The organism is Mycolicibacter senuensis, assembly GCF_002101885.1.
In the GTDB taxonomy this organism is placed as follows: domain Bacteria; phylum Actinomycetota; class Actinomycetes; order Mycobacteriales; family Mycobacteriaceae; genus Mycobacterium; species Mycobacterium senuense.
The window spans coordinates 182,681-201,133 of the sequence record NZ_LQPS01000039.1 but is presented as its reverse complement, the minus strand read 5'-3'; the positions used below and the strand labels follow the sequence as shown (position 1 = coordinate 201,133).

16 protein-coding genes, 1 tRNA gene and 1 other RNA gene are annotated in these 18,453 nt (G+C 68.5%); 7 read left to right on the top strand and 11 right to left on the bottom strand.

All coding sequences use genetic code 11. The features are described 5' to 3' along the window. Nucleotides 1-122: 122 nt before the first annotated feature. Both recR and AWC24_RS13150 read right to left on the bottom strand, forming a co-directional pair. A complete protein-coding gene (recR, locus tag AWC24_RS13155) occupies nt 123-734 on the bottom strand; it encodes a recombination mediator RecR (protein ID WP_085085521.1) in 612 nt (203 codons plus the stop codon). A gap of 10 nt (nt 735-744) precedes the next feature. Beyond that, a complete protein-coding gene (locus AWC24_RS13150) occupies nt 745-1,080 on the bottom strand; it encodes a YbaB/EbfC family nucleoid-associated protein (RefSeq protein ID WP_085085519.1) in 336 nt (111 codons plus the stop codon). A 116-nt stretch (nt 1,081-1,196) separates the two neighbouring features. Here AWC24_RS13150 and AWC24_RS13145 point away from each other — a divergent pair, with 116 nt between their 5' ends. The 3 genes from AWC24_RS13145 to AWC24_RS13135 are packed head-to-tail and all read left to right on the top strand — an operon-like array spanning nt 1,197 to nt 4,721. Then, a complete protein-coding gene (locus AWC24_RS13145) occupies nt 1,197-1,970 on the top strand; it encodes an Rv3717 family N-acetylmuramoyl-L-alanine amidase (RefSeq protein ID WP_163705446.1) in 774 nt (257 codons plus the stop codon). A 52-nt stretch (nt 1,971-2,022) separates the two neighbouring features. Beyond that, the gene (locus AWC24_RS13140; RefSeq protein WP_085085517.1) at nt 2,023-3,417 is read left to right on the top strand and encodes an FAD-binding oxidoreductase; all 1,395 of its coding nucleotides are present in this window, start codon (nt 2,023-2,025) and stop codon (nt 3,415-3,417) included. Continuing rightward, nucleotides 3,414-4,721: a class I SAM-dependent methyltransferase gene (locus AWC24_RS13135; RefSeq protein ID WP_085085515.1), complete on the top strand. Its 1,308-nt coding sequence runs from the start codon at nt 3,414-3,416 to the stop codon at nt 4,719-4,721. Before AWC24_RS13140 ends, AWC24_RS13135 begins: the two co-directional genes overlap by 4 nt. 17 nt (nt 4,722-4,738) lie before the next feature. On the opposite strand, the gene AWC24_RS13130 is transcribed toward AWC24_RS13135, so the two are convergent. Then, nucleotides 4,739-5,962: an FAD-dependent oxidoreductase gene (locus AWC24_RS13130; RefSeq protein ID WP_085085513.1), complete on the bottom strand. Its 1,224-nt coding sequence runs from the start codon at nt 5,960-5,962 to the stop codon at nt 4,739-4,741. Between the two features lie 90 nt (nt 5,963-6,052). Here AWC24_RS13130 and AWC24_RS13125 point away from each other — a divergent pair, with 90 nt between their 5' ends. Then, entirely contained in the window at nt 6,053-7,363 is a 1,311-nt protein-coding gene (locus AWC24_RS13125; RefSeq protein WP_085085511.1) for a class I SAM-dependent methyltransferase, read from the top strand. A gap of 4 nt (nt 7,364-7,367) precedes the next feature. Here the strand turns inward: AWC24_RS13125 and AWC24_RS13120 are convergent, their stop codons facing one another. The 4 genes from AWC24_RS13120 to ffs all read right to left on the bottom strand — a co-directional run bounded on the left by AWC24_RS13120 (nt 7,368) and on the right by ffs (nt 11,475). Continuing rightward, nucleotides 7,368-9,290: a DNA polymerase III subunits gamma/tau gene (locus AWC24_RS13120; RefSeq protein ID WP_085085509.1), complete on the bottom strand. Its 1,923-nt coding sequence runs from the start codon at nt 9,288-9,290 to the stop codon at nt 7,368-7,370. A gap of 56 nt (nt 9,291-9,346) precedes the next feature. Then, nucleotides 9,347-9,976, bottom strand: a complete 630-nt coding sequence (locus AWC24_RS13115) for a CHAP domain-containing protein (RefSeq protein ID WP_085085507.1) — start codon at nt 9,974-9,976, stop codon at nt 9,347-9,349. A 95-nt stretch (nt 9,977-10,071) separates the two neighbouring features. Further along, complete coding sequence (locus AWC24_RS13110) at nt 10,072-11,382, bottom strand: aspartate aminotransferase type Ic (protein ID WP_085085505.1); 1,311 nt, start codon at nt 11,380-11,382, stop codon at nt 10,072-10,074. After that, nucleotides 11,381-11,475: signal recognition particle sRNA small type (gene ffs, locus AWC24_RS13105), an RNA gene on the bottom strand. The genes AWC24_RS13110 and ffs overlap by 2 nt, the downstream gene beginning before the upstream one ends. Before the next feature lie 70 nt (nt 11,476-11,545). Here ffs and AWC24_RS13100 point away from each other — a divergent pair. From AWC24_RS13100 to AWC24_RS13090, 3 genes are all read left to right on the top strand, one after another. Further along, nucleotides 11,546-11,631, top strand: a tRNA-Ser gene (locus tag AWC24_RS13100). A 77-nt stretch (nt 11,632-11,708) separates the two neighbouring features. Further along, the gene (gene lucA, locus AWC24_RS13095) at nt 11,709-12,464 is read left to right on the top strand and encodes a lipid uptake coordinator LucA (protein WP_085085503.1); all 756 of its coding nucleotides are present in this window, start codon (nt 11,709-11,711) and stop codon (nt 12,462-12,464) included. A 30-nt stretch (nt 12,465-12,494) separates the two neighbouring features. Next, entirely contained in the window at nt 12,495-13,826 is a 1,332-nt protein-coding gene (locus AWC24_RS13090) for a DUF4226 domain-containing protein (protein ID WP_085085501.1), read from the top strand. Nucleotides 13,827-13,848: 22 nt separating this feature from the next. Here AWC24_RS13090 and AWC24_RS13085 read toward each other — a convergent pair whose 3' ends face one another. The 4 genes from AWC24_RS13085 to AWC24_RS13070 form a co-directional block, all read right to left on the bottom strand. After that, nucleotides 13,849-14,409 (bottom strand): hypothetical protein, encoded by a 561-nt coding sequence (locus tag AWC24_RS13085; protein WP_085085499.1) that lies wholly within the window; start codon nt 14,407-14,409, stop codon nt 13,849-13,851. Between the two features lie 16 nt (nt 14,410-14,425). Then, nucleotides 14,426-14,902, bottom strand: coding sequence for a DUF5078 domain-containing protein (locus AWC24_RS13080; protein ID WP_085085753.1), 477 nt, complete (start codon nt 14,900-14,902; stop codon nt 14,426-14,428). Nucleotides 14,903-15,102: 200 nt separating this feature from the next. Continuing rightward, nucleotides 15,103-18,012: an MMPL/RND family transporter gene (locus AWC24_RS13075; RefSeq protein ID WP_174813659.1), complete on the bottom strand. Its 2,910-nt coding sequence runs from the start codon at nt 18,010-18,012 to the stop codon at nt 15,103-15,105. Beyond that, on the bottom strand, nt 18,009-18,431 hold the full coding sequence (locus AWC24_RS13070) for an MmpS family transport accessory protein (protein WP_085085749.1): 423 nt from the start codon (nt 18,429-18,431) through the stop codon (nt 18,009-18,011). Before AWC24_RS13070 ends, AWC24_RS13075 begins: the two co-directional genes overlap by 4 nt. Between the last annotated feature and the right edge of the window lie 22 nt (nt 18,432-18,453).

Sequence of the window (18,453 nt, the reverse complement as noted above, 5' to 3'; positions counted from 1 at the left end):
ATTCCACGAGCCTGTTGTTGGCGCGAAGAAGTGCGAGTAGCGAGCACGCTAAGTACAGGCTCGCGGGAAAGGGGGGAAGGGAAGGGGCGCGGGCGCCGGGGAAGGGGAAAGGGTCGCGGCGACTAAGCCATGGCGCGGCGGCCGGTGAACGCCCGGCCCAGGGTCAGCTCGTCGGCGAACTCCAGGTCACCGCCCATCGGCAGCCCGGACGCCAGACGCGTCACGCTCAACCCGGGGATGTCGCGCAGCATCCGAACCAGGTAGGTGGCGGTCGCCTCGCCTTCCGTGTTGGGGTCGGTGGCGATGATCACCTCGCTGACGTCGACCCCGTCGACGCGCTCCCCGACCCGGTTGAGCAGCTCACGCACCCGCAGTTGCTCCGGGCCGATCCCGGAGAGCGGATCCAAGGCCCCGCCGAGCACGTGGTAGCGGCCGCGGAACTCCCGGGTGCGCTCGATGGCGGCCACGTCCTTGGGTTCCTCGACCACACAGATCTGGGCGAAGTCGCGGCGCGGATCCCCGCAGATCCGGCAGCGCTGCGCGTCGGAGACGTTGCCGCACACCTCGCAGAACTGCACCCCTTCGCGCACCTTGGTGAGCACCGCGGTGAGCCGGTCGATCTCCGACGGTTCCACCGACAACAGGTGGAACGCGATCCGCTGGGCGCTCTTGGGGCCGATACCCGGCAGCTTGCCCAGCTCGTCGATCAGGTCCTGAACCGGGCCTTCAAACAAGGTGGCACACCTAGGTGCCCGGCATGCCGAGCGCGTTGCCCATGCCACCGGCCAGCGGGGAGAGCCGCTCCTGGGCCAGGGTGTGCGCCTTCTTCGAGGCATCCGCGAGCGCGCCGACGATCAGGTCCTGCAGCGTGTCGACGTCGTCGGGGTCGACGACCTTCGGGTCGATCTGCACGGCCAGCACTTCGCCGCTGCCGTTGGAGGTGACCTTGACCAGGCCGCCGCCGGCCTCGCCTTGCACCTCGGTGGCGGCCAGCTCCTGCTGCGCGGCCAACAGTCGCTGCTGCATCTGCTGGGCCTGGGCCAGCAGCGCCGACATGTCGGGCGGGCCTCCTGGTTGCATGACACTCCCCTTGCGTTGTTGTGCGTGGTCTCGACTTGGTTGCGGCTTGGTTTCGGCTCCAAGACCCGGCGCGTGTTGAAGCACCAGCGTAGTCGGCGCGAGCCTACGTTGGCGGCGTGCGCGTACCTGTTCTCTCGCGTGTCGGCATCGCGATCATCACCGGCCTGGTGGCGGCCGCCGCGGTCCCGAGCGCCCCGTCGTCCTGGGCCGCCCCCGGCAACATCGCCGGCATGATCGTGTTCCTCGACCCCGGTCACAGCGGCACCGCCGACCCCGCGGCCATCGGCCGCCAGGTGACCAACGGCCGGGGCGGCACCAAGAACTGCCAGACCAGCGGCACCACCTCCAACTCCGGCTATCCCGAGCACAGCTTCGCCTGGGACACCACGCTGCGGATTCGGCAGGCGCTCAACTCCGCGGGGGTGCGCACCGCGATGTCCCGCGGCGACGACAACGGGCCCGGACCGTGCGTCGATGAACGCGCCGCGATGGCCAACTCGCTGCACCCCAACGCGATCGTGTCGATTCACGCCGACGGCGGACCGGCCACCGGCCGCGGGTTCCACGTCAACTACTCCGCGCCGCCACTCAACCCGGCCCAGGAGGGCCCGGCGGTCCGGTTGGCGCAGGTGATGCGCAGCCAGCTGCAGGCCGCCGGTATCCCGCCGGCCAACTACATCGGCAACGACGGCCTGAAAGGACGCGCCGACCTGGCCGGGCTGAACCTGGCCGAGTATCCGTCGATCCTGGTCGAGTTGGGCAATATGAAAAACCCCGCGGACGCGGCCCTGATGGAGAGTCCGTCGGGGCGGCAGCGCTACGCCGACGCCGTCGCGCGCGGGATTGCCGGCTACCTGAGCGCGCAGAGCATGCCACAACAAGCCCAGTAAGCCCGGCCGCGTCGGATGCAGAGCCGACGATCCGCCGCTAGCGTGGGAGGTGATGTCCGTTCGGCCGGCCGACGCACCGACATCCCACACGCGGGGGGTGCAACGCTTGCTGGACAGCTACCGGGCGATTCCGGCGAGCGCGTCGGTCCGGCTGGCGAAACCCACCTCGAACCTGTTCCGGGCACGCGCCAAACGCGCAGCGCCGGGTCTGGACAGCTCGGGGCTGGTGAACGTCATCGGCATCGACGTGGCGAACCGCACCGCCGACGTCGGCGGCATGTGCACCTACGAGGACCTGGTGGCCGCGACCCTGCCGTACGGGTTTGCGCCGCTGGTGGTCCCGCAGTTGAAGACGATCACGGTCGGCGGCGCGGTGTCGGGCCTGGGGATCGAGTCGGCGTCGTTCCGCAACGGCCTGCCGCACGAGTCGGTACTGGAGATGGACGTGCTCACCGGTGCCGGTGAGCTGCTGACCGTTTCCCGTGACCGGCACCCGGACCTGTTCCGGACGTTTCCGAATTCCTATGGCACGCTGGGCTATTCGACTCGGCTGCGGATCGAGCTGGAAGCGGTCAAACCGTTCGTGGCACTACGGCACATCCGGTTCGATGCGCTGGACGACCTGATCGCGACGATGGACCGGATCATCGACACCGGCGGGTTCGACGGTGTTGCGGTGGACTATCTCGACGGGGTGGTGTTCTCCCCCGCCGAGAGCTACCTGTGTGTGGGCATCGAGACCGACACCCCCGGCGCCGTCAGCGACTACACCGGCCAGCGGGTCTATTACCGCTCGATTCAGCACGCGCACGGGATCAAAGACGACCGGCTGACCATCCATGACTACCTGTGGCGCTGGGACACCGACTGGTTCTGGTGCTCGCGGGCGTTCGGGGCGCAGCACCCGCTGGTGCGGCGCTGGTGGCCGCGGCGCTATCGGCGCAGCAGTTTCTACGCGAAGCTGATCGGCTACGACCGGCGGTTCGCCATCGCCGACCGGATCGAGAAACGCAGTGTCCACCGCCCGAAGACCGCCCCCTCGCGCGAGCGGGTGGTGCAGGACGTCGAGGTGCCGTTGGGGCGCTGCCGGGAGTTCTTGGACTGGTTCTTCGACCACGTGCCGATCGAGCCGGTGTGGCTGTGCCCGCTGCGCCTGCGCACCGACGAGAACTGGCCGCTGTACCCGATCCGGCCCAACCGCACCTACGTCAACGTCGGGTTCTGGTCCTCGGTCCCGGCCGGCGCCACCGAGGGCGCCACCAATCGGCTGATCGAGGCGAAGGTGAGCGAACTCGACGGCCACAAGTCGCTGTACTCCGACGCCTACTACACCGCCGCGGAGTTCGACGAGCTCTACGGCGGGGAAACCTATCGGAAGGTCAAGCGGGCATACGACCCCGACGCCCGGCTGCTGGACCTCTACGACAAGGCGGTGCGACGACAGTGACCACCTACAAGGAGCAGACGCACACCGGCAGACTGACCCTGGCGGAGGTGCTGGAGACCCTGGCCACCGACGGTCACCTGCCGTTGCGGTTCACCGCCTACGACGGCAGCAGCACCGGGCCCGACGACGCCCCGCTGGGCCTGGAACTGCTCACTCCGCGCGGCACCACCTATCTGGCCACCGCCCCGGGCGATCTGGGCATGGCCCGCGCCTACGTCGCCGGGGATCTGGAACTGCACGGCGTGCACCCCGGTGACCCGTACCGCCTGCTCAAGGCGCTCGCCGACGAACTGCACTTCAAACGGCCGTCGCCGCGGGTGCTGGCCAACATCGTGCGCTCCGTCGGGATAGAGCACCTGGTGCCGATCGCGCCGCCACCGCAGGAGGCCCGCCCCCGCTGGCTGCGCGTCGCCGACGGCCTGCGGCACAGCAAGCATCGAGACGCCAGCGCGATTCAGCATCATTACGACGTCTCCAACGCCTTCTACGAAGCCGTGCTGGGGCCGTCGATGACCTACACCTGCGCGGTCTACCCGAGCCGGGACGCGACACTCGACGAGGCCCAGGAGAACAAGTACCGGTTGGTGTTCGACAAGTTGCGGCTGCGTCGCGGCGACCTGCTGCTGGATGTGGGCTGCGGCTGGGGCGGCATGGTGCGCTACGCCGCGCGGCACGGCGTGCGCGCTATCGGTGCGACGCTCTCGACCGAGCAGGCCCGGTGGGCGCAGCGCGCGATCGCCTCCGAGGGGTTAGCCGGCCTCGCCGAGGTCCGCCATTGCGACTACCGCGATGTGCGCGAGACCGAATTCGATGCGGTCTCCTCGATCGGGATGACCGAGCACATCGGCGTCGCGAACTACCCCGCCTACTTCGGGTTCCTCAAGTCCAAGCTGCGCCGCGGCGGCCTACTGCTCAACCACTGCATCACCCGGGCGGACAACAGATCCGGTGCCACCGCGGGCGACTTCATCGACCGCTATGTGTTCCCGGACGGTGAGCTGGCCGGGTCGGGGCGGATCATCAGCGAGATCCAGGACGCCGGTCTGGAGGTGGTCCACGCCGAGAACATTCGGCACCACTACGAGCTGACGCTGCGGGACTGGTGCGCCAATCTGGTGGCGCACTGGGACGAGGCCGTGGCCGAGGTCGGCCTGGCCACCGCGAAGGTATGGGGGCTGTACATGGCCGGTTCGCGGCTGGGCTTCGAACACAACGTCATTCAGTTGCATCATGTGCTGGCGGCCAGGCTCGATGACCGCGGCGGCGACGACGGGCTGCCGTTGCGGCAGTGGTGGCAGCCCTAGCGGCTCATCGCCATCGGTTAGCGCCGGGCGAACGCCGGCGCCCGCTCCGGACGCACCCCGACGCCTACCAGGTAGGCCGGGATTGCGGCGAGCCAGGGCAGTTTGTCGATCACGGCACCGAAAGCCGCCGGCGGGGTGAGGTTCTTACCGCGCAGGATCGGCGTGAGGCCGCGGTGCAGCACCCGCTGAACCGTTTGGGTGACGACGGTGGGCAGGATCCGGCGCCGGTGCACCGCGGCCAGGTCGCGGTTGGTGACGTGGCCCTGTCGCAGCGGCTCGGCCAGAATCCTGGCCGCGGCCACCGCGTCCTGCACCGCGAGGTTGATGCCGACACCACCGACCGGTGACATGGCGTGCGCGGCGTCGCCGATGCACAACAATCCGTCGACGCTCCACCGCCGCAGCCGGTTCACCCGCACGTCCAGGTGTTTGACGTCATCCAGGCTGCGCAATGCGCCCACCGCGTCGGCGGCCTCCGGGATCAGTTCGACCACCTCGCGCCGGAACGCCTCGATGCCACGCTCTCGCAGCGCCGCATCACCGCCCTTGAGCCCAAGGTAGGCGACCTGAAAGTAGCCTTCGCGCGGAATCATGATCGCGGCACGGCCCGGGCCGAGTCGCGGCAGCAGGGTCGGTTCCGCGGCGCGGTCGTTGGGCAGCCGGAACCACCACACGTCGAAGTTCACCGGAAACTCCCGGGATCGCAGGCCGGCCTCGTGCCGTGCGATCGACCACCGTCCGTCGCAGGCCACCGTCAGCCCGGCACGCAGTTCGCCCGGCCCGTCGGGGCCCTGGTAGCGCACGCCGGCGACCCGGCCGTTCTCGTGCAGCAGTCCGGTGACCTCGGTCTGCATCCGCAGCGTGAATGTCGGCTCGGTCTGCGCGGATTCGGCGAGCAGGTTGAGCAGATCCCACTGCGGCACCATCGCGATGTAGGGGTGCGGTTGGCCCCGCAGCCGGCCGAAGTCCACCACCGTGACGCCGTGGCCGGCCACGTCGAGGACGACCTGGTGGATCTCGCTGCGCGACAGCGCCGTGAAGCGGTCCCACAAGCCGAGCTCGTCGAGTAACCGCAGTGTGGTGGGATGCACTGTGTCGCCGCGGAAGTCGCGCAGGAAGTCGGCGTGCTTCTCCAGCAGCGTGACCTCGACACCGGCGCGAGCCAGCAGCAGCGCCAGCACCATGCCCGCGGGTCCGCCGCCGACGATCGCACAGGAAGTGGTGTCGGTGGTGTCGCCCATTGCGGTGCCAGATTACGCGTGTTTGAGGTGCCGGCCGCGTGGTAATCCGCAACTGGCCAGGGAGCGGACGATGCCAGGGGGCAGACCACCATGTTGAAAACGCAAGCCGAAGACACTCAGAACACCACGAACGGCAAGCTGGGATTGGCCGAGATTCTGGTACTGCTCTCCGGCGGCGGGCAACCGCCGGTCAAGGTCACCGCCTATGACGGCAGCAGCGTCGGGCCGGATGACGCCTCGCTGGCCGTGGAGTTGCTCAATCCGCGCGCGACCACCTACCTGGCCACGTCGCTGGGGCAACTGGGGATCGCCCGGTCCTACATTGCAGGCGACCTGGAACTGCGCGGCGTGCACCCGGGAAACCCCTACGAGATGCTCAAGGCGCTGGCGGACCTGGAGTTCAAACAGCCGTCGCCGCAGACGCTGGTCAACATCATCCGGTCGATCGGTTTGAAGCATCTGAAGCCGATCGCGCCGCCGCCGGAGGAAGCACCGGCCAAGTGGCGCCGCACCGCGGCGGGCCTGCGACATTCCAAGGCCCGCGACGCCGCCGCCATCCACCACCACTACGACGTGTCCAACCGGTTCTACGAATGGGTGCTGGGCCCGTCGATGACCTACACCTGCGCGATCTACCCGAGCCCCGACGCGACGCTGGAGGACGCCCAGGAGAACAAGTACCGGCTGATCTTCGACAAGCTGCGACTGAAGCCGGGCGATCGCCTGCTCGACGTCGGCTGTGGCTGGGGCGGCATGGTGCGCTACGCGGCCCGTCGCGGGGTCCGTGCAGTCGGGGCCACGCTCTCGGCCGAGCAGGTCGACTGGGCGCAGCGGGCGATCGCCGAGGAGGGCCTGTCCGATCTCGCCGAAGTCCGGCACTGCGACTACCGCGACGTGCCCGAGACCGGCTTCGACGCCGTCTCCTCGATCGGACTCACCGAGCACATCGGGGTGAAGAACTATCCGTCGTACTTCGGCTTCCTGAAGTCGAAGCTGCGCACCGGTGGCCTGCTGCTCAACCACTGCATCACGACCGCGGACAACTCGGTCTACAAAGGCGACGCCTTCACCGATCGGTACGTCTTCCCCGACGGCGAGCTCACCGGCGTGGGAAGCATCATCGCCGAGATCCAGCAGACCGGTTTCGAGATGCTGCACGAGGAGGACTTCCGGCTCCACTACGCCAAGACGCTGCGCGGCTGGTGCCAGAACCTGGTCGACCACTGGGACGAGGCCGTCGACGAGGTCGGTTTGGGCCGCGCCAAGGTGTGGGGCCTGTACATGGCGGCATCGGTGCTCGGCTTCGAGCGCAACCAATGTCAGTTACACCACGTACTGGCCAGCAATGTCGACGAGCAAGGCCGAGACGACCTGCCGCTGCGGCCCTGGTGGATCCCCTAGACGATCAGTCACCACCGATAGGGCGAGCGCCCAGCTCACTCTGCAGCAGTTCCAGGGCCGCCTCCTCGGGATCGCGGCGCGGCGCCGGGTCGGATTGCTCGGCTGCTGCCTCGGCCAGCATGGCCTCTTCGTCGGCTCGCTGGGCCAGGTCCGCAGCGGCTGGCGCGGGCGGGGCCGTCGACGCGGGCTCGGCCGGCGGCGCCCCAGCGTCGCAGCGGACCCGCCAGTTCACTCCGAGGGCGTCCTTGAGTGCCTCGACGATGACGTCGGCGTTGCGTTGTTCGCAGAGTCGCTTGGCCAGCGGAGCCGACTCGTGGCTCAGCACCAGGGTGTTGCCGTCGACGGTGCGCACGGTGGCACCGGCCAGCATCACCTCGGTGGTGCGGCTGCGCTGGCGCACCTTCTCCCGCACCGTGGTCCACATCGCGCGCACCGCGGCGGCATCGGGCTCTCCCGGCGCGGGCGAGCTGGGCGACGGCGGTGACGCGGCCGGTGGTGGTGGTGCTGCGGCCGGCGGCGGTGGTGGTGGTGCTGCCGGGGGTGCCGGTTCGGGTGGCGGAGCGGGCTTCGGTGCGGGCGCGGACGCCGGTGCGGCGGCGGGCGCCGGCACGGGCGCGGGTTCCGGCGCAGGCGCGGGTTCCGGGGCGGGCTGTCGCGGGGCGGGCTCGGCAGCCTGGGAACGCCGGGTGAATTGCCTGGCCGCGGATGCGCCGTCGCCGGCTGCCGACGGGGTGGCCGCACCCGGGATCGACATGTCCAGCCGGCTCTCGATGCGCTCGACCCGCTGCAGCAGCGCGGCCTCGGTGTCGGCCGCCGACGGCAGCAGCAGCCGGGCGCACACCACCTCCAGCAACAGCCGCGGGGCGGTCGCACCGCGCATCTCGCCGAGACCGGCGTGCACCACCTCGGCGTAGCGGGCCAGGGTCGCCGGGCCGATCCGGGCGGCCTGCTCATGCATGCGTTCCAGGATGTCCTCGGGCGCGTCGACCACACCTTTGGCCACCGCGTCGGGCACCGCCTGCAGCACGATCAGGTCGCGGAATCGTTCCAGCAGGTCGATGGCGAATCGGCGGGGGTCATGACCGGCATCGACAACGGCTTCGACCGCCGCAAATACCGACGCCGCATCCCCGGCGGCGAGCGCGTCGACCGTCTCGTCGATCAGGGCGACGTCGGTGGCGCCGAGCAGGCCCAGCGCCCGCTGGTAGTGGACGTGGCTGGTTCCGGGGCTGCCGGCCATCGGCACCGAGCCGGCCAGCAACTGGTCGAGCACCGAGAGGGTGTCGCGTGGCGAGCCGCCGCCGGCGCGGATCACCAGCGGGTAGACCGCGTCGTCGACGGCGACCTGTTCCTGTTCGCAGATCCGCCCGATCAGCTCGCGCATGGTCCGCGGCGCCAGCAGCCGGAACGGATAGTGGTGGGTGCGCGAGCGGATGGTCGGCAGCACCTTCTCCGGTTCGGTGGTGGCGAACACGAAGATCAGGTGGTCGGGTGGTTCCTCGACGATCTTGAGCAGCGCGTTGAAGCCCGCGGTGGTCACCATGTGCGCTTCGTCGATGATGAAGATCCGGTACCGCGACTGGGCGGGGGCGTAGAACGCGCGGTCACGCAGATCCCGGGTGTCGTCGACCCCGCCGTGGCTGGCCGCGTCGAGTTCGACGACGTCGATGCTGCCCGGGCCGTTGGGCGCCAGTGCCACGCACGAATCGCAGGTTCCGCACGGCGTGGGCGTGGGCCCCTGCGCACAGTTCAGCGACCGGGCCAGGATGCGCGCCGACGAGGTTTTGCCGCAGCCGCGAGGCCCGGAGAACAGGTAGGCGTGGTTGATCCGGCCCGCCGCCAAGGCGGTGCACAGCGGTTCGGTGACGTGCTCCTGCCCGACCACTTCGGCGAATGTTGCCGGCCGGTACTTGCGGTAGAGCGCCACGCCAGCAGGTTACTTGCTCGGGCCGACGACGGTGCGCCGCCCGGCAGACCACCGCGCTACACCCTGGGCCGCAGATACCCCAAGGTGTTCCACATCGGGCTGAGGTCACGCCAGTTCAACGTCACGAACAGCCGGCCGCCGGAGTTCTGGTCGGCCGTCTCGTAGCCGAACAGCGGGCCGCTTCCACGCACCGCGGTGACCACCGCGGCGTGCCCGTGCTCGCTGACGTACCCGCCCGGACCGTAGACGACGACGTCGCCGACCTGCGGCAGGTTCGCGCCGCCCCCGAGTCGCGACGACGGAACCTGGTCGAAGTATTCCCCCAGCCCGTTGGTGGGGAAATGTTCGTAGAGATCGAAGGCGTTGCCGCTGGGGTCGCGGTTTCGCCAGGGGTACCCGAGCGCGCGGATGTATTGCAGGATCAGCGGATAACACTGGCCGTCGCCGTACATCACCGGGTGCCCGAGCGCGGCGTCGGCGGCGGCGCCCCGGAAGACGTCGAGGGCGGGGGTGACCTTGGCCGGCAACGCGTCGGCCGCACCGGGGCCGGCGTCGCCCACCTGAGCCGGCCAGTGGTCGATCACCGGGTCCGCCCGGCTCGGGGCATATGCCGCGGGAACCTGGCCCAGCACGACAGCGCCCAGCACCGCCAGCGCACCGCCCAAGACACCGATCCTGTTCGCCATTTCTCGGCCTCCACCGGCATTTCGACGGGCTCCCGACGCAACTTCGGGAAATGTTAGGCGGCGACGCCGGCAGGTACGTCGAATTCCACGCGATGTCAGCCCAGCAGGTGCTCGGCGGCGGCCAGTAGCGCGCAGGTGGCCAGGCCGTCGACGGCGTTGCGCAGGTCGTCGGTGGACGGGAACGACGGGGCGATCCGGATGTTCTTGTCCTCGGGGTCCTTGCGGTACGGGAAGGACGCGCCGGCCTCGGTGACGGCGATCCCGGCGTCCTTGGCCAGCGCCACGGTGCGCCGCGCGGTGCCGGGCAGCACGTCGAGGCTGACGAAGTAGCCGCCCTTGGGGTCGGTCCACGACGCGATCTTGGACTCGCCGAGCCGGTTCTGCAGGATCTCGGCGGTCAGCGCGAACTTCGGCGCCAGGATCTCCTGGTGGCGGCGCATGTGCAGCCGCACCCCGTCGGCGTCACCGAAGAACCGCAGGTGGCGCAGCTGGTTGACCTTGTCCGGGCCGATCGAGCGCTTGCCGGCGTACTGCAGGTACCAGGCGATGTTGCCCAGCGAGCCGCCGAAGAAGCTGACGCCGGCGCCGGCGAAGGTGATCTTCGAGGTGGAGGCGAACACGTAGGGCCGGTTCGGGTTGCCGGCGGCGGCGGCCAGCCCGAGCACGTCGACCTGGTGGGGGAACTCGGTGGTCAGGGTGTGCACCGCGTAGGCGTTGTCCCAGAACAGCCGGAAGTCGGGTGCGGCGGTGGCCATCTGCACCAGCCGGCGCACCGTCTCCCAGGAGTAGGTGATGCCGGTCGGGTTGCCGAACACCGGCACCGTCCACATGCCCTTGATGGCGGGGTCGGCGGCGACGAGTTCCTCGATGAGGTCGACGTCGGGGCCGTCCTCGCGCATCGGGACACCGATCATCTCGATGCCCAGCGTCTCGGTGATCGCGAAGTGCCGGTCGTAGCCGGGCACCGGGCACAGGAATTTGACGCCGTCCGGCTCCTGTCCCCAGGGGCGCGGCGAGTCGACGCCACCGTGCAGCATCGAATAGGCGACGACGTCGTGCATGAACTCCAGGCTGGCGTTGTTGCCGGCGATCAGGTTGGGCACCGCGATGCCCAGCAGTTCGCCGAAGACGGCCCGCAGTTCGGGCAGACCGTGCAACCCGCCGTAGTTGCGGGTGTCGGTGCCGTCGTCGGCGCGGTAGTCGTCGGCACCCGGCAAGGTGAGCAGGCCGTTGGCCAGGTCGAGCTGCTCGGGCGCGGGCTTGCCGCGGGTGAGGTCCAACGCCAGCTTCTTGTCCTGTAGCTCGGCGTAAGCGCGCTGGTAGCTCTCGTGTTGAGCGCCCAGGTCGGCACGGCTGAGGTTCTGCAACGACACGGTGTGCCTTTCACAATCGAAGGCCCGACACATAAGGGGACCCCGCGCACCCGCCAGAGCCCATTGACCCTTGCTGCCTTCCGGCCCTGGGGGAGTTCACAGGATAGACGCCGCGCGGGGTCCGAGTGCCAAGTCTAGCGGCGGGCCGGACGAGGAGCGCGTGGCCCCCGCGGGAGTCTCCGCTACCATTGCCGACGGAGGATTCGCCTAGTGGCCTATGGCGCTCGCCTGGAACGCGGGTTGGGTTAATAGCCCTCAGGGGTTCAAATCCCCTATCCTCCGCACTGCAGGTGCGACCGGACCGCAATCCCGTGGTCCGGTCGCACCTGAATCACTACTGACGAAACACGGGAGGTGGCGTGAGTCGCACCGTAGCCACGGTCTGGCACGCGTCACTCTCGACCCTCGCCGCCATCTTGTACTTCCTGTTCGTTCTGCCCCGCTGGTGGGAGCTGACCGGTTTCACCCCGCATGCGCTGGGCATCGTGCTGCGGATCTTCCTCGGGCTGCTGGTCGCCGGGACCGCGCTGCCGGTGGTGGCCATCCTCAAGCACACCCGCAAACCGGAGTACGGGACGCCGCAGCTGGCGCTGACGCTGCTGACCGGTTCGATCGTGGCCCACGGGGTGGCCGGAACCCTGATCGCGGGCACCGCGATCAGCGAGATCTGGCTGTCGCTGGACGCTGCCGGGATATGGCTGTTCGGCATCTACGGGGCGGCCGCGGCGATCGCACTGTTGGGCATCGGCGCGTTCTACCTGTCGTTTGTCGCCGCAATGCCACCGCCCCCGCCCAAACCGATCAAGCCCAAGACGGAGAAGCAGTCGACGCTGCGGCGCTGGCGCGCCAAGAAGTCCGACGCGGCCGCCGCTGAGGCTGAGGACGACGACGCCGACGACGACGGCGAGGACCCCGACGGCGAGGTCCCCGACGACGACACCGACGACACCGACGACACCGACGCCGAGCACGACGAGATTGTCGAGACCGTCGAGGCCGACACGGTCGCGGAGACCACCGAGTCCGCGAGCGAAGAAGCCCCCGAGCCCGCATCGACCGGAGTCCAGGACAAGTTGCGCCCGTCCGGCAAGCGCGGGGCGAAAAAGGGCAGGTAGGTCCCACCCCGCCCGGTTAACCTTTGCCCCATGACCGAGAACCGCGGCGCTTTCGCCGACGCGGCACGGGCGCGGGAGAACAAGCTGGCCAACCGGCTGGCGGCGTCGGTGACAGCCGACCAGGAGTTCCAGGCGATCCTGCGGGACGCGGCCCGCAACAACTCGGTATCGCGTCAGCGCCTCGCTGCGATGGAGGCCGAGATCAGGCAGGCCGCAGCCACCTGGCCGGGGCTGGACACCCCCACCGGCGCCCGCCAGTTCCAGCAGTTCCTGAACGGCAAGACCCGCGAGATCCACCAGATCGTCCGCGACGCTCGCGCCGACAGTGAGCACCGGGCGGGCTTGGCGCGGACCCTGGCCGGTCGCTACGAGTCCGGGGACGGCGAGCCCCGGATCCAGCTGGTGGACAACGAGATACCGGCTGTGGAGGGCGACGACGCGGAGCCGCACGCTCCCACCATCGCCGGTCCGGGCAGCCCACCGGTGCCGGAGAACCAGGAGGGTTCGCCCTACGACCTGGGCGCCACCATCCCGGGCACCGGCATCGTCATCACCGGAGACCCCGAGGCCGGTCATCCGCGACTGCACATCCCCGGACAGCCCGACATCGACAACCCGTTTCCCGTCGACGAGGGATTCCGGGCGCTGCCGACCGGGACGGCGGTCGGACCCGACGGTCAGCAGTACGCCTTTTACAGCGTGCGCCCCTACGGGCCCGGCACGTCTCCGGACAACTTCATCGCACCGGAATCCCGGGTCCAGAACCTGGCTGATCCCGCAACGGATCTGGGACCGCTGCTGGGCACCACGATCGGCTCGGACACCAAGGTCGGCATCTCGCAGGCCAGCGGGGTCTTTGACGCGGAGTCGGGAAGGATGATCATCGTCGGCAACATCGGCCAGGACGGTCCGCGCGCGATGTGGCAGTCCGATCCGGTCGCCGCCGGCGCCCCGCCCCACACCTGGATGGACAGCCTGCATCAGGTCGGCACCTTCGACAATCTGGGCGCCGGTGACCGGGAGAACCAGATCGTGTCGCTGCCCCAGGGCGGCTACCTGCTGACCAGCGCCAGCAACGGCAGCCAGATCGTCGGCGTGACCGCGGGCAGTCCGCAGGGACTCCTCACCGCGCCGGCGCAGGAGCTCACCGGGCCGGGCTTCATTCCCAGCGCGGGCAATCAGCCGGCCGTCCCCTACGGCCCCAGCGTCGTCAACGTCGAGACGCTGCCGAACGGGCAGGAACAGGTCACCATGCGGGTCAGTACCTGGCCGACCCCCGAGGGCTGGCCCGTCGGGCCGGATGCCCCGCCGCCGCCGTATCACCCGCGGACCTATACGACGACGTTCAACATCAACCCGTAGCCCGCAGGGGCCGGTTCGGGGCTCAGAACGCCGTGCTGCCGGAGGGTCGCAGCACGAAACCGTGCTGGCCCAGCGAGGTGTCGAGGCAGGCGACCAATTGGTCGGTGCCCACCGCGCACGTCACGTTGCCGTAGGACAGCTTCTGCCCGACCCCCAGGAACGCTCCGTTGGAGAACTGCCGGCCGCAGCTCGCCGATTCACGGTTCAACCGCAGGCCCGCCGCACCCTGGGAACGCACCGTCCCGATCACACAGCCCTCGGCCACCGGAGCACCCGAACTGAGCGGCGCGTTCGCCATGCCGGGCATGTCGCCGTCGCACATGATGGCCTGCGAGGACCCGGCCGGCGGCTCGGTCGCGTCGAATTGGCAGGCGATGTTGTACGGCGTGGAGAAATTCACCCAGCGTCCGGGCCCCTTGGGGCCGGTCGTGAGGTAGTCGTCGACCGGGGCCGGGCTGAAGGTGTCCAGATCGGGGAACCCGGCCGGCTGTGCGTGCGCGGGTGAACCCGCGACCGCGACGACACCGGCCGTCATGCCGGCGACGGCCAGAGCCTGCGTGATTCGACGGACGAAACCGGGCATCGGTGTCTCCGGTCGGTCAGGGCTTGGGCGACCAGTCCCACACCGACATGTCGTCACGCGGGTACTGGCTGCAGGCTTCGGTCGACTTGGCGACGACGCCCTTGTTGTTGAAGAAGATCTTGGCGTGGTTGGGCCAGGACACGGTCAGTGGGTCGGCGAAGTTGGTCGCCAGTTCCTCGGAGTAGGCCCGGCGCTGCTCGGGGTTGAGCGAGAAGAACCAGTGCATCTTATCGATGGCGGCCTGCTGCACCTGGACCGGCTTGTTGTGCATGTCGATCATGTAGCGCTCGTAGTAGATCGGCGACAGGTCGCGACTGGCGGCCAACATCTGCTCGGCGCTGCAGTCGGTGCGGATCACCCGGCGCGGGATGGGAAAGTCGTCGGTGGCGTCGGCGGAGGCGGTCACCGGCAACAGTGCAGCGGTCAGCGCGGCCAGGGCGGCGGCAGCGGCCACCGCGGCGCCGCGGCGGCGAATCGGGCGGTGCGTGGGCATGGAATCCACTGTAGCCATTCCCCGGTCCTTTCCCTATGTCAGTTCTTCAGGCCGATCCCCGCTGTTCAGACCGATGATCCGGTGAGCCGGCTGCGCAACAAGCCGGCGGCGGGCGATGGCGAACCCGGAGAATGATGCTACATAACTTTAGTCTTGCTACCTAATTAGTTGTCGTTGCTGATCGCATGGGCTCACTCAAGTCAGGGCTTGTCGGCGAACGCATCGGTCGCGTCGGCGTCGGCTTCGCGCGCGGCGGCGGCCGCCTCCCGATGCCGGGCGGCCTTGCCGCCGACGTGCGGCAGCACGTTGATGGGCCACCAGAACCAGCGGCCCAGCAACGCCGCGATCGACGGCGTCATGAACGCCCGCACGATCAAGGTGTCGAACAGCAGGCCCAGGCCGATGGTGGTGCCGATCTGCCCGATGATGCGCAGGTCGCTGACGGCCATGGACGCCATGGTGAAGGCGAACACCAGCCCGGCCGCCGTCACCACCTTCCCGGTGCCGCCCATCGCTCGGATGATGCCGGTATGCAACCCGGCGTGGATCTCCTCTTTGAACCGGGAGACCAGCATCAGGTTGTAGTCCGATCCCACCGCCAGCAGCACGATCACCGACATCACCATCACCAGCCAGTGCAGTTGCATGCCTATCAGGTACTGCCAGACCAGCACCGACAGCCCGAACGACGCCCCCAGCGACAGTGCGACGGTCCCGACGATCACCAACGCGGCGATCAGCGCACGGGTGATCAGCAGCATGATCACGAAAATCAGGCACAGCGACGCGATTCCGGCGATCAGCAGGTCGTAGTAGGAACCGTCGTGCATGTCCTTGAACAGCGCCGCTGTCCCGCCCAGATAGATCTTGGCGTCCTCCAGCGGTGTTCCCTTGAGCGCCTCCTCGGCGGCGGTGCGGATCTGGTCGATGCGCGCAATGCCTTCTGCCGTGGCCGGATTGCCCCGGTGCGAGATGATCATCCGCACGGCCTTGCCGTCGGGGGACACGAACATGTTCATCGCGCGCTTGAAGTCCGGGTTCTCGAAGACCTCCGGCGGCAGATAGAACGAGTCGTCGTTCTTGGCCTCGTCGAACGCCTTGCCCATCGCGGTGGCGTTGTCGCCCATCTCGTCCATCTGGGCGAAGATCCCCGACATGGTGCTGTGCATCGTCAGCATCATGGTCTGCATGGTCTGCATGGTGTCGATCATGGGCGGGAAGGTGGTCAGCATCTGCGGCATGAGCGCATCCATGTCGGCCATGTGCGCGATCATCTTGTCCATGCTCTCGCTCATCGGATCGACACTGTCAACCATGTCGAACGCCGAGCGCAGCGAGAAGCAGATCGGGATGTCGTAGCAGTGCGGCTCCCAGTAGAAGTAGTTCCGGATCGGCCGCCAGAAATCCTCGAAATCGGCGATGTGGTCCCGGATGTCGTAGATCTGGGCCTGTAGCTCGTCCATGTCGACCACCATCTCGTGGGTGGTGCCCGCCAATTGGGCCATGTAGCCCAGCATCTGGCGCATGGTGGCGATGGTCTCGCCCATCGCGTCGGCCTGGGTGAGCATGTCGTCCATGCGCTTCTTCTGGAACTGCATGGTCTGCATCTGGCCGGCGTTCTGCATGCTGATCTGGAACGGGATCGAGGTGTGTTCCAGCGGGGTGCCCTGCGGCCGGGTGATGGCCTGGACCCGGGAGATCCCGACGACTTTGAACACCGCCTTGGCCAGCTTGTCGATGACCAGGAAGTCCGCCGGGTTGCGCAGGTCGTGATCGGCTTCGATCATCAGCACCTCCGGCATCATCCGGGACTGCGAGAAGTGCCGGTCGGCGGCGTTGAAGCCCTCGTTGGCCGGGATGTCGCTGGGGATGTACTTGCGGTCGTCGTAGGCCGGCTGGTAGCCCGGCAGCGCCAGCAGGCCGACGGCCGCAATGGCCAGTGAGGCGACCAGGATCGGCCCGGGCCAGCGCACGATCGCCGTCGCCAGTTGCCGCCAGCCGCGGGTGCTCATCTTGCGCTTGGGTTCGAACAGCCCGAACCGGCTGCCGACGGTGATGATCGCCGGGCCCAGCGTCAACGCGGCCAGCACCGAGATGACCATGCCGACCGCACACGGGATACCGAGCGAGACGAAGTAGGGCATGTGGGTGAAGTGCAGACAGAACACCGCGCCGGCGATGGTCAGGCCGGAGCCCAGGATGACGTGCGAGACGCCGTTGAACGCCGTGTAGTAGGCCGTTTCGGGATCCTCGCCGTCATGGCGGGCCTCGTGGTATCGGCCGATCAGGAAGATCGCGTAGTCGGTGCCGGCGGCGATCGCCAGCGAGACCAGCAGGTTGACGGAGAACGTCGTCAACCCGACCAGGTGGTGGTGGCCCAGGAAGGCCACCACGCCGCGGGCGGCGGAAAGCTCCATGCCGACCGTGGCCAGCAGCAGCACCACGGTGGTGACCGACCGATAGACCGCCAGCAGCATGGTCAGGATCACCGCGATGGTGACGGCCATCATCCGCAGCATGGACTTGTCGCCGGCGTGGTTCATATCGTTGGCCAGCGCCGCGGTGCCGGTGACATAGACCGTCAGCCCGGGTGGCTTCTCGATCGAGTCCACGATGGTGCGGACCGACTCGACGGACTCATTGGCCTTGGCCTGGCCGATGTTGCCGACCAGGTTCAGTTGCACGTAAGTCGCTCTGCCGTCGGCACTCTGGGCGCCGACGGCGGTCAGCGGATCGCCCCAGAAGTCCTGGACGTGCTGCACATGAGCGGTGTCGGCTTTGAGCCGCTCGACCATCTCGGCGTAGTACTCGTGCTCGGCGTCGCCGAGTTCGTGGTCGGCCTCGAGCACGATCATCGCGGTGCTGTCGGAATCCGATTCTTGAAAGACCCGGCCCATCTCGGTCATGGCCTGCATGGACGGTGCGCTGGTCGGGCTCGCCGAGACGGCGTTCTCTTTACCGATCTGTTCCAGCGACGGCACGGTGACGCTGAGCAGCACGATCAGGCCCAGCCAGGCAAGGATTATCGGAATTGACAGCCGGCGAATGGTGCGCGCGATGAACGTTCGCTCCGGATGCCCGCCCGCGCTACCGGTTATCGGCGGGCTCATGCCGCCTTCAGCAGGCAGAAGGTGTAGGCGTTGACCTCATTGGAGATGCGCTCGGCCTTCACCTCCCCGTCCACGGTGATCCGGCAACCGATGCTGTTGCTGTTGCCTTGCGCCATAATGCTTCCCACCACCGCCGGGAGGGTGGTGACGATCTCGAGTTGCCAGGGCAGTGCGACGTCCTGAACGCGTTGCGGCTCGGAGTTGACGTCGAAATAGCTGATGTCGGCCACGGTCCCGGGCGGACCGAAGATCTCGTAGGTCAAGCGTTTGGGATTGAAGGGCTTGGTCTCGTCGATCTGGCCGTCGGCGTAGGACGGGCGCTTCTCGGACCCGAACAGGCCGTGGATACGCGTCACCGTGAACCCGGCGACACCGACCACGGCCAGAATCACCAGGGGTATCCACACCCGACTCAGCACCTTGAAAATCAGAGTCCCCTTC

What these genes read in the sequence shown, in the direction of transcription:
- AWC24_RS13150 (WP_085085519.1), bottom strand. Translation starts at nt 1,080, where the DNA reads ATGCAACCAGGAGGCCCGCCCGACATGTCGGCGCTGCTGGCCCAGGCC.
- AWC24_RS13140 (WP_085085517.1), top strand. Translation starts at nt 2,023, where the DNA reads ATGTCCGTTCGGCCGGCCGACGCACCGACATCCCACACGCGGGGGGTG.
- AWC24_RS13130 (WP_085085513.1), bottom strand. Translation starts at nt 5,962, where the DNA reads ATGGGCGACACCACCGACACCACTTCCTGTGCGATCGTCGGCGGCGGA.
- AWC24_RS13125 (WP_085085511.1), top strand. Translation starts at nt 6,053, where the DNA reads ATGTTGAAAACGCAAGCCGAAGACACTCAGAACACCACGAACGGCAAG.
- AWC24_RS13115 (WP_085085507.1), bottom strand. Translation starts at nt 9,976, where the DNA reads ATGGCGAACAGGATCGGTGTCTTGGGCGGTGCGCTGGCGGTGCTGGGC.
- AWC24_RS13110 (WP_085085505.1), bottom strand. Translation starts at nt 11,382, where the DNA reads ATGTGTCGGGCCTTCGATTGTGAAAGGCACACCGTGTCGTTGCAGAAC.
- AWC24_RS13090 (WP_085085501.1), top strand. Translation starts at nt 12,495, where the DNA reads ATGACCGAGAACCGCGGCGCTTTCGCCGACGCGGCACGGGCGCGGGAG.
- AWC24_RS13085 (WP_085085499.1), bottom strand. Translation starts at nt 14,409, where the DNA reads ATGCCCGGTTTCGTCCGTCGAATCACGCAGGCTCTGGCCGTCGCCGGC.
- AWC24_RS13080 (WP_085085753.1), bottom strand. Translation starts at nt 14,902, where the DNA reads ATGCCCACGCACCGCCCGATTCGCCGCCGCGGCGCCGCGGTGGCCGCT.
- AWC24_RS13075 (WP_174813659.1), bottom strand. Translation starts at nt 18,012, where the DNA reads ATGAGCCCGCCGATAACCGGTAGCGCGGGCGGGCATCCGGAGCGAACG.